Consider the following 15,262-nt stretch of genomic DNA (forward strand, 5'->3'; position numbering starts at 1 on the left):
GGTCGTCGGGTCGTACTCGGTCGTCCTGCTCATGGTGTCGGCACTTCCGGCAACGAAACTGAGACCTCGTCGGAGGGCAGGCTCCATTCGCTCCAGCCCTTGGCGTTGTGCGCCCGGACCTGGATCCGGATCACGACCACACCGTGGCCCTTGACGGTCAGTACAGCGCTGCTGTCGGTGCCGGGGACCGTGTCGTTGTCCTTCGCGTCACCGCTGTACTGCCACTCGTACTGGTCGATCGCGCGACCGTGGTCGGGTGGCGCCACCCAGGAGATGCTGACAGTACCGTCGGTGTCGTTCGCCACGGCGTCCGGCTTGGCCGGCGCGTCCGGCTTGGCCGGTTGTCCCGGGCTCGCCGAGCCGGTGGCGGTGGGGCTCCAGCCGTACTGGTTGGAGACCTGGAACTGGACCGTGACGGGGACCGTCGTGTCGATGACGCTCGGCATGTCCGTCTTCCAGGTACGACCACCGTCGATGCTGTAGCGCCGCGCGGTGATCGGCGACCCGCCGTCGTCCCCGTCCACGAACTCGACGGCGACCTGGTCGATCGGGCCGGGGCTCACGTTGACCGTGGGGGTAGCGGGCTGGGTGATCACCTGGGTCTGCGGAAGCTCCGACCAGTCACCTTCGCTCTTGCGGGAGTTCACGGCGCGGACGCGAGCTATCGGGCTCGGTCCGTCGGCGAGGTTTTCGAGCCTGCTCGACGTTCCGTCGACGCGCGTGATGGGAGCGTCCTTGGACCCGACCTGGAGCTGGTAGTAGTCGATGGTGACGCCCAGGCCGCCGGGGTCGGCGGGCGGGCCCCAGGTGAGGGTGACCGAGCCGGACCCTGCCGGGACGGACCTCGATCCCGGGACGATGCCCGGTGCCGACGGTGCCGACGGCTGGCTCCACGTCTCGCCGTTGGCCGAGCCCCACGGCGACGTGCCGGCCTTGTTCTTCGCCCGGACCGCGACCTGGTAGGTGTGACCGCGCTGGGCAGGCGAGATCACGTAGCTCGTCGTCGACGCGTCGAGCGCGATCGGCGACGCGTTGTCGATCGAGATCTCGTAACCCCGCACCGCGTCCCCGTGCCCGTCGGGAACGCTCCACGACACGTTGATCTGCGGACCGGAGGCCCCGACGGCGGTCCGCGAGGCGGCCACGGTCGGCGTGTCCGGCTGCGCCGCGGGGATCATCGGCAACGACGAGTCGGACCACGGGCCCGGGTCGGGCACCTTGTTGTGCGCGCGGACCCGCACCGTGTAGGCCGTGCCGTTCGTGAGACCCGTGAACGTGTAGCTCGTCGTCGCCGAGGTGACGGTCGCGGAGCCCGACGACGGCGTCGGCGAGATCTCGAGCGTGTAGCTGGAGATCGGCGACCCCGTCTGGACCGGCGCAGCCCACATGGCGCGCACGGAGCCGGACCCGAAGTCGAGCGTGGGCACGCCGGGCTGTCCGGGCACGGCGTCCGGTCGGGCAGGCGCCGAGCTCGGGCTCGGGTCCGACCAGTCCACGGCGTTCTGCGCGGCCACCGTGAACGTGTACTCGGTGTCGTTCGTGAGGTTGTCGATCGTGCACGTCGTGCTGACGCACGCACGCACGATGTTGCCCGGGTTCGCGACGACGCGGTAGCCGGAGATGAGCGCGCCGCGGTTGTCGGGGGCGTCCCACGACAGGACCACGGTCTGGTCCCGGATCTCGCCGATCCGCGGGGCCGTCGGGATCGCGGGCTTGCCGCGCACCACGATGACGACGCGGCCCTCGACCTCACGATCGGGGTCACCCGTCACGTCGCGGACCCTGAAGCGCGTGACGATCTGTCCGATGAAGCCGATCGCCGGACGCACCGAGACCGAGCTCGACGTCGCCGTGGCCGTACCGGCGCCCGGCGTCTCGACCGTTGCCCCGACCACCGTGAGCGGAGAGCCCGGGAAGGGGTTGTAGGCGTTCTCGAGCACCTGGACGGTGCTTTCCCGGCCCTCGACGCCCTCGAGCTGCACGTCGGGCACCTGGGCCTTGCGCCGGGTGCTCGCGATGACTCGCAGGTCGATCGTCTGGTCGAGCGAGCCGCTGCGGCCGTACCCGATCTTCAGGCTGAGCTTGTCGGTGCGGCCCTTGGGCGTCGACACGTCGGCCGCGACGCGGAGCACGCTCCCGTCGATCGTCGCCGTGAACCCGGAGGGCACCGCAGCGGTCAGCTGGTAGGTGTACCGGGTCTGCGACTGGTCAGCGTCACCCTCGGGGCCGGTCGTGAACGAGCGCAGGTCCACCGCCAGCGCGGCCTCGCCGGGCGCGACGTCGATCGTCGACGGGGTGAAGGTCGGCGGGTGGTCGTCGACCGCGTAGACCGTGATCTGCAACGTGATGATCGACGTGCGCGCGGACGTGTCGTTCGGCCCGGACGCGTCGGTGACCGGGACGGTGATCGACGCCGGCCCTGCGTAGCCGGGCGCCGAGGTGAACTGGAGCGTCTTCTTGTCCTTCAGGAGGTCCGTGCGGTCCGACTTCGTCGCGCTGAGCCCCGCGATGTCGGCGACGGTCGGGATGCGGCCCGGCGCGACCTGCACCTGCTCGTCGAGCGGGATCAGCAGCTGGGCACCGGAGGCCACCCGGAGCTCGGGCGCCTTGGGCCGAGGGGTCGGCGGGAAGAACCCGAGCGCGGGCACGGTGACGAACGCGTACGACGCCGCCGCCGGAGAGGTCTTGTTCGTGAGCAGGAACGGCACCGTCTGAGCGTGGTCCACGAGCTTCACGACGACCTTGCCATCGACCACCGAGGCGACATCTGCGAGAGAGCCCGGCACGGACACCACCAGGTCGCTGAGCGGGCCGCTCGGGTTCTGGGCGACCGCCAGCACGTCGACGGTCACCTCGGTGCGGCCGAGCGTGTCGAGTGCGCCGACCACCACGTCGCGGGCGATCGGCGGGAGCACCTTCGCGTCGCGTGCCACCGTGACCGTGAGCACGGCCGAGTCCCGACCACCGCGGGCGTTGACCGCGGTGTAACCGATCTGCAGCACGGTGGGTGTCTCCGGAGCCCGCACGATGATGCGGCGCCCTTCCACCTCTGCCAGGCCCTCGGCGCCGGCCGCCAGGTCCAGCTCCGGCACGAGCTCGAGGTCACCACCGCTGGAGTCGACGTCGTTCGCCAGGACGCGCACCTCGACACGCCGATTCGGGCCGACCGTGACCTGGTCGTCCCGCGCCGTCACCGTCGCCGTGCTCGTGGGTCGCGGAGCGATGCCGACCCGGATCGTGGCGACCGCGCGCTGTCCGGTCCAGTCCTCGACCGCGTAGGTGAACTCGTCCGTGTCGAGCTCGTTCGGCAGCGCCTCGTACTCCAGCCAGTCCGGTCCCCCGACCGTCACACGGCCGTGGGTCGCGCCGGAGGCGACACCGAGCAGCGTCACCCCGTCGCCGTCCGGGTCGATCCCGACGAGCGGGATCTCGATCCGGACCTTGTCGCCCTCGAACACCCGGGCGACGAGGTCGCGAGGCCGCGGTGGCGCCTTGGTCGACGCGTCGGACTGGTGGACCCGCACCGTGAGGGACGCTCCGGTGACGTTGCCCGTCGCGTCCTGGACGGAGAACAACGCGTGCGCCGTGAGCGGGGTCGACGGTGCTTGGTACCGCAGCACGTCGCCGGACACGAACAGCAGGCCCTCGCCCGGAGCGACGTCCTGGTCCAGCACCGGGACCAGCGTCGGGCGGTCGCCGTCCGGGTCGTAGGCGCCCTCGAGCACGGGGATCGTCACGACGCCGCCGGTACGGACGTCCACCTCGACGTTCGGCACGACCGGCGGTTGGGACGTGGTCGACGCGGGGACCGGCTGGACGACGATCTCGCCGATCGCCGACGACTGACCGCTCGACACCGAGTAACGCAGGACGACGGGCGCCGTGAGCGTGCGGTCGGCGCGGATCTGCACGAGGTGGTGGTCCAGCACGGCCACCCTCAGCCCGGAGCCGTCGGGTACGTCGACCGACTGCAGGACGAGCACCTTGCCGGCCGGGTCGGAGTCGTTGTCGAGCGGGTCGATGGTGACCTCGCCTCCGGCGGGCAGCGACGCCTGGTCCCGTACCGCGACCGGTGGTGCCGCGGTCTCGGGCCACTCCTTGACGTCTATGCGCGCGAGCCCGCTGGCCTGCTGCGGCGATGCGGCGACGAGGAACTGCACGTAGTAGCTGCCGGCACGGGCGGCGCTGAAGGTGAAGGTTCCGCCCTGCAGGTCGCGGGTCAACGTCGCCCCGACGACGTCGTCGACACCGGCGAGGCGTGGGGGCTCGCTGGACGAGCTGCGCACCGAGTCGAGCGGGTGCAGCGTGACGGGCTGGTCCACGTACGTGACCGCGAAGACCGGGTCGATCTGTGGCGCGAGCGAGCCACCGGGGCGCACGTCGACGTCGAGGTAGCCCTCGGTCGTGGTCGTGCCGTCGGACACCTGCACCGTCACCCGGGTGCGACCGAGCGCCGACCCGTCGGCCTTGAACGTCAAGGTCCCGTCCTGCCGGAAGCGCACCGTGCCGGCCGTCGCGACCGCGCTCGCGCCGACCAGCAGCAGGTCGTCGCCGTCCGGGTCGTCGAAGTCCGCGAGGACCTGATGGTCGGCCTGGCCCCCCTGCTCCACGGTCAGCGCCCCCGTGCGCAGCTGGCGCGGCGGGGCGTCGACGCCCGGCGGGCGCACCGTGAGCCGCACGTGCGCGGTCGACGGTGCTGTCTTGCCCTGCCCGTCCGAGATCGTGTACGTGAAGTCGGCCGTACCCGTGGCGCCTGCGGCCACCTCGATCTGCAACGCCCGTCCGCCGTAGATCGACTCCACGGTCCCGAACGCGGGTGGCACCGCGTCGAACTGGGAGATCGCGAGGATCCCGCAGTCCGACGAGGAGTCGTTGTCGACCACGGGCAGGATGGTCGTGCGGCCGGGGCGGACACCGAACTCGTCGTCGGTCGCGGTCGGCGGCGCCGTCTGGCCCGAGCACTCCGTGACCAGGTCCTGCGTCGTGTCCGAGCTCTGGGACTCGTCCTTCGACTGCTCGGGGTTCTCCTCCGGGACGACCTGGTTCCAGTTCGGGACACGCAGGTTCGTGTCCTGCAGCGGCAGCCACAACCGACCACGCAACGTGTCGTTGAGCACCACGACCTGACGGTTCACCCGGAAGGTCAGGGAGTCGGCGCTCGACATGCCCTCGAGGTTGCTGACGTGCGCGGACCCGCCGTCGCAGAGCTGGAGGTACGACCCCGTCCCCGTGGCCCACGCGCCGTGCGCGCAGGTGCCCACCCGCACCGGTGCCGCCGGCTTCCCCGAACCCTTCGTCGGGTGCTCGACGACGTCCCCGCCGTCGAGCGGGACCTCGATGAGCCCGGTGGTGCTGGCCACGAGCACCACGGACGAGCTCGGACCGGGCTGCTGCAGCCGCAGGCTGTCGCCCTCCAGGTCGACCGTGCCGTGCAGCGTGTGCACCGTACGTCCGGAGAGCGTCACGGGCTGGTCGCCGACCGCAGTGACCTGGTCGACGTCTCCCGCGCCCAGAACGCCGTCGGGCGAGCTGTCCACCGCCCCGCTCGACAGATCCAGCCGGGTGACGGCACCGTCCTTCGCGGCCACGCCGAGCACCAGGCCGTCCTGGGTGACGACGACCTTGCCCCCCGGGCCGAGCTCGACGTCGGGCGCGTCCGTGCCGATGGCGAGCCCGTCGAGGTCCCCGATCGCCCGCACCCACGCGTTGCCGTCGGCATCGAAGATCGCCACCGTCCCGCCGGCCATGGCCACCTTGGCACCCTGGGTGGCGACCTGCGTCGTGACCGTCACCGAGGCGGGGTCGACCACGGACGCCTGCCCGGGCTCGACGAGCAGGATGTCGCCCTCGTCCTGCAGGACGTCGAACGTCGTCCCCTTGGCCACCAGCCCGCCGTTGAGCTCCTCGACCTTCGCGTTGTACCTGCCGAGCTGGCTCTGGTTCGTGGCGGTCAGCCAGACCGCGCCGTCGTTCAGGTCGAGCCGGGCGAGCGGGAAGCCCTGGTTCATCAGTGCGAGGACGGCGACGAGCACCGGCACGACGACCACGGCGGCGGTCGTCGTCACCCTCGAGCGCACCCGGGCGAACCTCACGACGCGCACCCCTGTGCGGGAGTCGCCGACGCGCGGCGGTCCTGACGCACGATCGACACCGTGATGCAGACCTTCTCGCTGCCGTCCGACGGCACCGTGACCGTCGGCACCCCGACGAGCTGGAGCTCGGGCTCGCCGGTGACCTCCAGGACGCCCCACAGGTACTGGTCCCCTGTCTGGGGCTCCGGGTTCTCCCAGACGAACACGACGGACCCGTCGGGTTGGCGCGTGCCGAGCAGCGAGTGCGGCGACGGGACCACGTCGTCGATCGCGGTCGGCGCCGGCTCCGGGGTGAACTCCGATGCGGGGGGCTTGGGCGCGTCATCGTTCAGCGCGACGGCACCGAGCGTCACGGCGGCCGCCAGGACCACCAGACTCGAGACGACGCCGACCACCAGGCGCGTCCGACGCCGGCCAGGCACGTCGAGGTCGTCCGTCGGCTCCGGCTCCTGCGGCGCGATGAACGTCGGCATGTTCGGCCGAGCCGTGCTCGTCGAGGCAGCAACCGCGGTCGAGCCGGGGCCCGGCCCGGCGGTCGCAGGCACCGTCGTGATGGAACGGACCCGCGTCGCGTCGTCGGCACCCGGGACGACGCCGACGACGAGGCTCGGCGACTCGGCAGCGGGGGCCTCCTGGGGAGCGACGCTGACGATCGAGCGCAGCCGGGTCGCGTCCGGTTCGCCGCCGTCCGGCCCGCCGAACGGGCCTCCCTGGTCGCGCTGCGGTGCGGCGAGCGCCTCTTCTGTCAGGTCCAGCGGAGTGATGGGCAGGCGCAGGTCGCTCTCCACCTGCTGCAACGCCCGAGCCACGGCCGCCGCGGAGTCGTAGCGCCGTGCCGGCACCTTGGCCATCGCCTTGTCGAGGACATCCTGCAGGGCGGGCGGCACGTCGTCACGACCGGTCGGCGGCAACGGCGACCGCTCGATCCGGGCGACGAGCTGCTGGGCGCTGTTCTGGCCACCGGCGATCTCGAACGGCGTCCGGCCGGCGAGCAGCGAGTAGATCGTCGCGGCGAGAGAGTAGACGTCCGAGCGTGCGTCACCGGTCGGGTGCTCACCGAGCAGCTCGGGCGGCGACCACGGGATCGACATGCCCACCGTCGCCCCGCCGCCCTGGCCGGTCGTCGCGGCGATGCCGAAGTCCGTCAGGGCGGGCCAGCCGAAGTCGGTGGTCAGCACGTTCGCCGGCTTGATGTCGCGGTGCAGGATCCCGGCACGGTGCGCCGTCTCGACCGCGGACGCCAGGCGGATGCCGATCCGCAGGGCCTCGGGGACCGAGATCCGCTCCTGCCGGTAGCGCTCCGCCAGCCCGGGGCGCGAGCAGTACTCCATGACGAGGAACGGGCGTCCGTCGGCGGCGATCGCGGCGTGGTAGATCGTCACGATCGACGGGTGGTGCGACAGCTGGGCCATGAGGTTGGCCTCGGTCTGGAACCGCGTGCGGACGTCGTCGTCGAGACTGCCGGCGAGCAGCACCTTGACCGCGACCTCGCGCCGGGGAAGCTGCTGCTCGTACAGGAACACGTCCGCGAAGCCACCCAGACCGAGAACGCGGACAGGCTCGTACCCGGGCAGGCGCGGCGGGTTCGAGGCTTCGCGGCGTGCGGTCACGAACCCCGCTCCAGCGAGAAGGTCACGCCGTCGCCGAGGTCGACGAGCTCGTCCAGGCCCACCACGCTCGGCTCACCGGGGTGCAGCCGACGGGCGCCCTCACCCGGACGAGCCACGTGCACGCCGTTGGTCGAGTCGAGATCCGTGACCAGGACGTGGTCTCCCTCGACACGCACCTCCGCATGGGTGCGCGAGATGTCCTGCTGGGGGCTCGGGACGGTGATGAGCCGCGGCAGCTCGCGGTTGGAGACTCGCGCCACCTGCGGCGCGCGACCGAGCAGCACGGCCCGGTCGAGGGGGACGACGAGACCGGTCGAGAGCACCAGCTTGGCCGGCATGGGCGCACCCTGGGGGGCGCGGAACGGCGCCGGCATGTCGTCCGACGCCCACGAGGGAAGCTGGTCACGGATGTCCGCCAGGTCGGTGGACAGGATCGTCAGACCGTCGTGGTCGTCCAGGGACGCGCCCGTCAGCGGGACGGTCGGGCCTCCGGTGCCGTGCTTCTCGTCGAACGCGGAGTCCGACAGGAACGCCTCGGCGGCAGCGACGACGCCGGTCGCATCCGTCTGCTCGTCGCGCACGGGCACCAGTCCGAGGGGATCCGTGTCCGCCGCGGCCGTCTCGGGCTCTTCGACGGGCACCAGCGCCACGGGCTCCTCGACGAACGAGGGCTCCGAGGCCGGCACGTCGTCGGCGGACGGCTCGAGCGGCTCGGGCTCGGCGGTCGGCGTCGGAGGGACGACCACCTGCGCGGGAACGGGATCGACGTCCTGGGCAGCGGCGACGTCCTCGTCCGAGACGGCCAGGGCGATGCGCACGCGCGACGCCCGCACCACACCGTCGGCGACCGGGAGCGTCGGGCCGTCGGCTGGCGCGTCCACCTGCACGACGACCGACCCGACGCCGTCGAGGACGCGTTCGGTCCACGTGCTGACCTCGCCGGACCGCAACGTCTCGAGGCGCCCCTCGAGATCCACCACGACCTCGACGTCACCGCGGAGCGCGGCATGCACCCGGCGCTTGTCGACGGACACGAGCGCGAACGGCGGAAGGCCCGCGAACCCGTCGCGCGCGAGCAGGGCGAGCGCCGCGAAGACGCCGTCTCCGGTCGCCTGCCAGAGGTCGCGCACGGTCGACTCGGCCGCAGCGGGCCCCAGGAGCGCCACGAACCCGGGGCGCACGATCGCCGTCCACTCGCCGGCGGAGTACTCGGGAACACTCATGACGGGCCCTCCTCGTTGAGCTTGCTCGCGTCGCTCGGCGACGATCCCGGAGCGTAGAACCTCGGGACGGTCGCGCCGTTGAGCATCTCGTCCCACAGGTGCGGGCCGAGGTCGGCGGATCCACGAGGGACGGTGATGTGCACGTCCTCGTGCGCACCCGCCGAGGTGGCCACGTCGACCACGACGGCACTGACGTTGTCCCGCGCGCCGTGCTCGAGGGCGAGCCGCACCAGCAGCGCAGCTGCATCCTGGGGATCGCTGGTCGCGACGAGCACGTCCTGCAGCGCGGCCTCTCCGAGCTCGCGCGTCAGCCCGTCCGTGCAGATGAGGAGCCGGTCCTGCAGGCCGGCCGGCAGGAGCCAGTAGTCGGGCTCCGGGGCGTCCCCTGTCCCCAGGGCGCGTGTCAGGACATGACGCTCGGGGTGCGTCTCGGCGTCGGCGACCTCGATCTCGCCGAGGTCGATGAGCTCCTGGACGACCGAGTGGTCGACGCTCACCTGCTCGAGCTCCTCGCCGTCCCACCGGTACACCCGGGAGTCGCCGACGTTGAACACCAGCCAGTACGAGCCGCCGTCGTGCTCGGTGACCGCGACGCCGGCGACGGTCGTTCCGCCCTGCCGCCCGCCGGTGAACTCGTTCCGGATCCGGGCCGCGGTCCGCTCGAAGCACGCGTGCACGTCGTCGGCGCTGGCGGCGGCCTGCCCGGCCAGCTGGGCGAACTCCTCGACGGCGATCCGGCTGGCCAGGTCACCGGCGTCGTGACCGCCCATGCCGTCTGCCACGAGGAACACCGGCGGGTAGGCCAGGAGCGCGTCCTCGTTGACATCGCGGACGCGGCCGCGGTCGGTCGCAGAACCCCACGACGTTCGCACCTGCGTTCCCCCTAGCTGTCTGCGCGACGAGGCGACACCCGGTCGGTGCCTGCTGTCATCATCGGCGCACATCGTCCCGTACCTGAGTCCCAGGTACACACGTGCGGCCACCCTGTGGTCAGATGCCGAGCTGGTAGACACCCCAGTAGGCGAGGACCACGAGCAGGATGCCCGATCCGACGACGCCACCCCACAGGACGAGGGTCCGCAGAACGCCTGGGGCCGGTCGCGCACCGGTCGCCCTTGCTTGACCGTACCTCCGCGCGAGGAGAACCGCGCCGAGCACGACAGCGACGCCGAGCAGCCGCACGAGGATCCAGCCGCCTTGCACCACGAGGTCGTCGTGCTGGTAGTTCAGGGCGAGACGGGCGACGGAGACGATGTACCAGATCAGGGCGACGACGGTGAGGATCGCGCCCGTTCCCACCGCGAGGAGGCGCGGCAGGATGCCGTGCGCGAACCTCGGGCCGGGCGCCGACGGGCGGTCGCGCACGCGGTCGAGCGCGGCCTCCGCGCCACGTGCGACCGCGACGGCGAGCGGGCCGAGCACGATCAGCGCCACGGCCAGCCCGGTGAGCGCGAGGACCACGCTGCTGTTCCAGTGCGGCCGCGAGACAGGCGCCGCGACGTAGGTCTGCACCGGCTGGTCGCCGGCGACTCGCGGCTCGGCGCCTGCGGTGCCGGGCAGCCCGAGCACCCATCCCGACAGGTCGCGCACGAAGTCTGCGTCCACCACGCCGTTCACCCGGATGCCATGGTTGGCGCCGGCGTAGTAGCGCACCGTCACGTCGCCGTTCCCAGCCAGCGCGGTGTCGTCGATGACCTGCAGGGCACCCTGGATCGTGGGCATCGAGGCGTCACCCGTGCCGTAGACGACGAGGACCGGCTGCGTCATGCGGCGTTGGTACGGCGTGACGTCGAAGTCCGCGTACTCGAACCCGCCACCGGGGATCGACATGCCGACCGCGCGCGGGATCGCCCGGAACACCCCGTGCGGGACGCCCGTGTTCCGCAGGTAGGAGTCGACGGCGAACGCTGCCTGCTGGCGCGGCGGGACGACGGGCGAGGACACCAGGACGACGAAGCCCAGGGTGGGGTCCTCGGCTGCGATGACCGGGGCGATCCAGCCGCCCTCGCTCTCCGCGTACAGGCCCACCCGGTCCGGATCGACGCCGGGATGGTTCTGCAGCAGCTTCACGGAGGCGTCGTAGTCGTGAGCCATCCCCACGTAGTCGCGGTGTCGGGTCGTGTACGTGTCCAGCCGCTTGTTGGGCACCATCGCGACGATGCCCGACGCGGCGAGGTCGTGCGCCTGCGCGAGGAACGCGATCTCGTAGCGGCCCGTGCCCGCGCCGTGGATGAACACGACCCCGGGCTTGGGGCCGTCGAGGCCTACCGGCTCGCTGATCCGGGCGTCGATCGTCTCGCCGTCGAGCTGGACCGTCACCACCGACGTCTTGACCTCATAGCTGCCGGTCGTGCCGGCGGCCCCGATCACCGTCGACGGCGTCTGGACGGTCAACGGGTCTGACAACGGCACCGGGTCCCACTGCGGACCCATGACCGCTCCCAGCACGGCGAGCACCACCACACCCAGCACCGTGGCGGCGGTGATCCGGTACGCCGCACGACGCCGGCTTGCGGCCTCCGGCCTGCTCGTCGTCCGCTCCCCTGAGCGCAGCATCCCTCAGAAACCCATCTTCCCGAGCTGCTTCGGGTCACGCTGCCAGTCCTTGGCCACCTTGACGTGCAGGTCCAGGTAGACCCGGGCCCCGAGGAGCGCCTCGATCCCGCGGCGCGCCTCGCTGCCGACGTCACGCAGCCGCGCACCACCCTTGCCGATGATGATCGCCTTCTGGCTGTCGCGTTCCACGAAGAGGTTGACGCGCACGTCGAGCATCGGCACCCCGCCCGCGGCCGGCTCGTCGCGCGGGACGATCTCGTCGACGACCACCGCCAACGAGTGCGGCAGCTCGTCGCGGACGCCCTCGAGCGCCGCCTCCCGGACCAGCTCGGCGACCATCACGGCCTCCGGCTCGTCGGTGAGCTCACCCTCGGCGTACAGGGGCGTCCCTTCCGGCAGGTGGCCGATCAGCACCTTCTCGAGGACGTCGACCTGGTAGCCGCCGACCGCCGAGACGGGAACGATGTCCGCCCAGTCGCCCAACCCCTGCACGGCCATGAGGTGCTCCGCCAGCTTGCCCTTGCCGACGAGGTCGGCCTTGGTGACGATCGCGACCACCGGCGTGCCTCGACCGTCGCGCGCCAGCTCGGTCATCTGGTCCGCGATGAAGCGGTCTCCCGGGCCGACCCGCTCGTCGGCAGGCAGGCAGAAGCCGACCACGTCGACCTCGGTGAGCGTGTCTTTCACCAGCGCGTTCAGCCGCTCACCCAGCAGGGTCCGCGGACGGTGCAGCCCGGGCGTGTCCACGAGGATCAGCTGCGCGTCCGGGCGGTGCACGATGCCCCGGATCGTGTGCCGGGTGGTCTGCGGGCGGCCGGACGTGATGGCGACCTTCTGGCCGACGAGCGCGTTGGTGAGCGTCGACTTGCCGGCGTTGGGGCGCCCGACGAAGCAGGCGAAGCCGGATCGGAAGGTCATCGAGTCGCTCCGTGGTTGTCGGGCGCGGGCGTCCTTGCCGAGCCCACAGTTCCGTGCTTGTCCAGCTCGTTCTGAGTCTCGGGGTCGACCTGGCTGACCAGGACTGTAGCCAACCGACGGCGCCGACCCTCGACGCGGTCCGCGACGAGGTGCAGCCCGTGGATGTCCCCCGCCGACCCGAGCAGAGGAACCTTACCCAAGGCTTTGGCCAGCAGACCGCCGGCGGTGTCGACGTCCTCGTCCTCGACCTCGAGACCGAACAGTTCGCCCAGCTCGTCGCGCCCCAGACGGGCGGGGACGCGGAACAGACCGTCGCCCAGGTCCTCGACCACAGGGGCGCTCCGGTCGTGCTCGTCGGTGAGCTCGCCGACGATCTCCTCGAGCGCGTCCTCGATCGTGACGAGTCCCGCGATGCCGCCGTACTCGTCGACCACCATCGCCATGTGCGACGTCCCGTCCTGGAGCTCGCGCAGGAGCTCGTCGACCGGCTTGGACTCGGGGACGAACACCGCCGGCCGGGCCAAGGAGCTGGCCGGGGCGTCGAGCACGGCCTGCTGCTCCTTGTTGTTCGAGCGCCCGGTGGGTGCGATCGGCAGCCGACGGACGACGTCCTTGAGGTACAGGACCCCGGTGAGGTCGTCCACCGACTCGCCGGTGAGCGGCACACGGGAGAACCCTGACCGCAGGAGCAGCGCGAGGGCCTTGCGCACCGGCGTGTCGTCGGGTGCCGTGACCATGTCGGTGCGCGGCACCATCACCTCGCGCGTCAGGGTGTCCCCGAGCCCGAGCACCGACCGGAACATCTCACGCTCGTCGTCCTCGATCACGTCCGACTCGCTGACGCGCTGGACCATCTCGCGCAGCTCGTCCTCGTCCTCCTCGGCGGAGCCCTCCGTCGGTCGACCGACCGCGCCCAGCCGCCCTGCCACGGCCGTCACCGCGACCAGGGGCCGGGACAGGACCGCCAGCGTCCGGACGGGGTGCCGGCGACCCAGCGTGCGGGGGCTCGCCCGCACCAGCAGGAACGCGACCAGCCCGCACAGCGCGACCGAGATCAGCAGCACGGCCCACCACGGAAGGTCGCCCGAGCCCACCGCCAGCGTGATGCAGACGGTCGCCGTCATCTCGGTGAGGAGCCGCACGAACGCCGCCGCGGAGGCGACCCGGGTCGGGTGCTCGGTGAGCGCACGGACACGGCTCGCCGCCGGGTGCCGCTCCGCGACGAGGTCGGTCACCGCAGCTCGGGAGACGCGCACGACAGCGATCTCCCCCGCGGACAGCGCGGCGGCCGCGGCGATGCCCAGGACCGCGAGCAGGACGAGCAGTGCGACGGGCACGTCGGTCATCGGGTTGCCAGGAACCTCAGCAGCAGCTGGCGCTGGAGGTCGAACATCTCCTTGTGCTCCTCAGGCTCGACGTGGTCGTAGCCGAGCAGGTGCAGGATGCCGTGCGTGGTGAGCAGCAGGAGCTCGTCCTCGGTCGAGTGCCCGGCGGTCCGGGCCTGGGCGGCGGCGACCTCGGGGCACAGGACGACGTCACCGAGCAGCCCTGCCGGCGTCGGATCGCCCTCCCGGCCGGGCCGCAGCTCGTCCATCGGCCAGGACAGCACGTCGGTCGGACCCGGCTCGTCCATCCACTGGACGTGCAGGTCGGTCATCGCGTCGGTGCCGACCAGGGTGATCGACAGGTCCGTCTGCGGGTGCACGTGCATGGCGTCGATGACGAACCTGCCGAGCGCCGCGAACTCCGCCTCGTCGACGTCGTACCCGGACTCGTTCCTGACCTCGACGCTCATCTCGCCCTCAGCTCCTGTCCCAGCGTGCGTAGGCGTCGATGATCTCGCTGACCAGCCGGTGCCGGACGACGTCGGACGAGCTGAGCCGGCAGAAGGCGACGTCGTCGATGCCCGTGAGCACCTGCTCGACGACCCGCAGCCCGGAGGTGGTCGCCGACGGCAGATCCACCTGGGTGACGTCCCCGGTGACGACGACCTTGGACCCGAACCCGAGGCGGGTGAGGAACATCTTCATCTGCTCGACGGTCGTGTTCTGAGCCTCGTCGAGGATGATGAACGCATCGTTCAACGTGCGACCGCGCATGTAGGCGAGCGGCGCCACCTCGATGGTCCCCGCCTCCATGAGCCGCGGGATGGCCTCGGGATCGACCATGTCGTGCAACGCGTCGTAGAGCGGGCGCAGGTAGGGGTCGATCTTGTCCGACAGGCTGCCGGGCAGGAACCCGAGTCGCTCGCCTGCCTCCACGGCGGGACGCGTGAGCACGATCCGGTGCACCTTGCGGTCCTGGAGCGCCTGCACCGCCTTGGCCATCGCCAGATAGGTCTTCCCCGTGCCGGCGGGACCGATACCGAACGTCACGGTGTGCCGGTCGATGGCGTCGACGTACTCCTTCTGCCCGGACGTCTTGGGCCGGATCGTGCGCCCGCGGCTGGACAGGATGTTGAACGAGAGGATGTCGGCCGGCCGGACCGCCGAGGCCTCCGTCAGCATGGTCACCGACCGCGCGACGATGTCGGGCGTGAGCGGTGTGCCGCTCGCCGCCATCTCGACCAGCTCGTCGACGAGGCGGGACACGAGAGCGACATCGCCGACCGGACCGGCCAACGTGACCTCGTTGCCGCGCACGTGGATGTCCACCGACGTGAAACCGGTCTCGATCGCGCGCAGGACCTCGTCCTGCAGGCCGAGCAGCTCCACCATGGAGATGTCCGACGGCACAGTGATCCGGTGCTCGACGCGAGCCGGCGCACCGTGGGTGCGGGCTGTGCGTTCAGGGTTGGGCGTTGGTTCGGCCATGTGCTCGGCGTGCGCCGTGGGCTCCTTAGCTGGGTGAGAACGTACAGAGC

9 protein-coding genes are annotated in these 15,262 nt (G+C 71.6%); all 9 read right to left on the reverse strand.

The window, feature by feature from the left end; all coding sequences use genetic code 11:
* Positions 1-29: 29 nt before the first annotated feature.
* Positions 30-6,065, reverse strand: a complete 6,036-nt coding sequence (locus tag I847_RS0104595; RefSeq protein ID WP_231384072.1) for a fibronectin type III domain-containing protein — start codon at positions 6,063-6,065, stop codon at positions 30-32.
* A gap of 23 nt (positions 6,066-6,088) precedes the next feature.
* A complete protein-coding gene (locus I847_RS0104600; protein WP_028048754.1) occupies positions 6,089-7,702 on the reverse strand; it encodes a serine/threonine-protein kinase in 1,614 nt (537 codons plus the stop codon).
* The gene (locus I847_RS0104605) at positions 7,699-8,925 is read right to left on the reverse strand and encodes an FHA domain-containing protein (protein WP_028048755.1); all 1,227 of its coding nucleotides are present in this window, start codon (positions 8,923-8,925) and stop codon (positions 7,699-7,701) included. Before I847_RS0104605 ends, I847_RS0104600 begins: the two co-directional genes overlap by 4 nt.
* Positions 8,922-9,797, reverse strand: coding sequence for a PP2C family serine/threonine-protein phosphatase (locus tag I847_RS0104610; RefSeq protein ID WP_028048756.1), 876 nt, complete (start codon positions 9,795-9,797; stop codon positions 8,922-8,924). The genes I847_RS0104605 and I847_RS0104610 overlap by 4 nt, the downstream gene beginning before the upstream one ends.
* Positions 9,798-9,915: 118 nt before the next feature.
* The gene (locus I847_RS0104615; protein WP_028048757.1) at positions 9,916-11,481 is read right to left on the reverse strand and encodes a S9 family peptidase; all 1,566 of its coding nucleotides are present in this window, start codon (positions 11,479-11,481) and stop codon (positions 9,916-9,918) included.
* Positions 11,482-11,484: 3 nt separating this feature from the next.
* The gene (era, locus tag I847_RS0104620) at positions 11,485-12,399 is read right to left on the reverse strand and encodes a GTPase Era (protein WP_028048758.1); all 915 of its coding nucleotides are present in this window, start codon (positions 12,397-12,399) and stop codon (positions 11,485-11,487) included.
* On the reverse strand, positions 12,396-13,745 hold the full coding sequence (locus I847_RS21935) for a hemolysin family protein (protein WP_051274436.1): 1,350 nt from the start codon (positions 13,743-13,745) through the stop codon (positions 12,396-12,398). Before I847_RS21935 ends, era begins: the two co-directional genes overlap by 4 nt.
* Positions 13,742-14,194 (reverse strand): rRNA maturation RNase YbeY, encoded by a 453-nt coding sequence (gene ybeY, locus I847_RS0104630; RefSeq protein ID WP_028048759.1) that lies wholly within the window; start codon positions 14,192-14,194, stop codon positions 13,742-13,744. The genes I847_RS21935 and ybeY overlap by 4 nt, the downstream gene beginning before the upstream one ends.
* Before the next feature lie 7 nt (positions 14,195-14,201).
* Entirely contained in the window at positions 14,202-15,212 is a 1,011-nt protein-coding gene (locus I847_RS0104635) for a PhoH family protein (protein ID WP_028048760.1), read from the reverse strand.
* Positions 15,213-15,262: the final 50 nt, after the last annotated feature.

Origin of the sequence: Cellulomonas sp. URHD0024 (assembly GCF_000426185.1) — a bacterium.
Classification (GTDB): domain Bacteria; phylum Actinomycetota; class Actinomycetes; order Actinomycetales; family Cellulomonadaceae; genus Cellulomonas.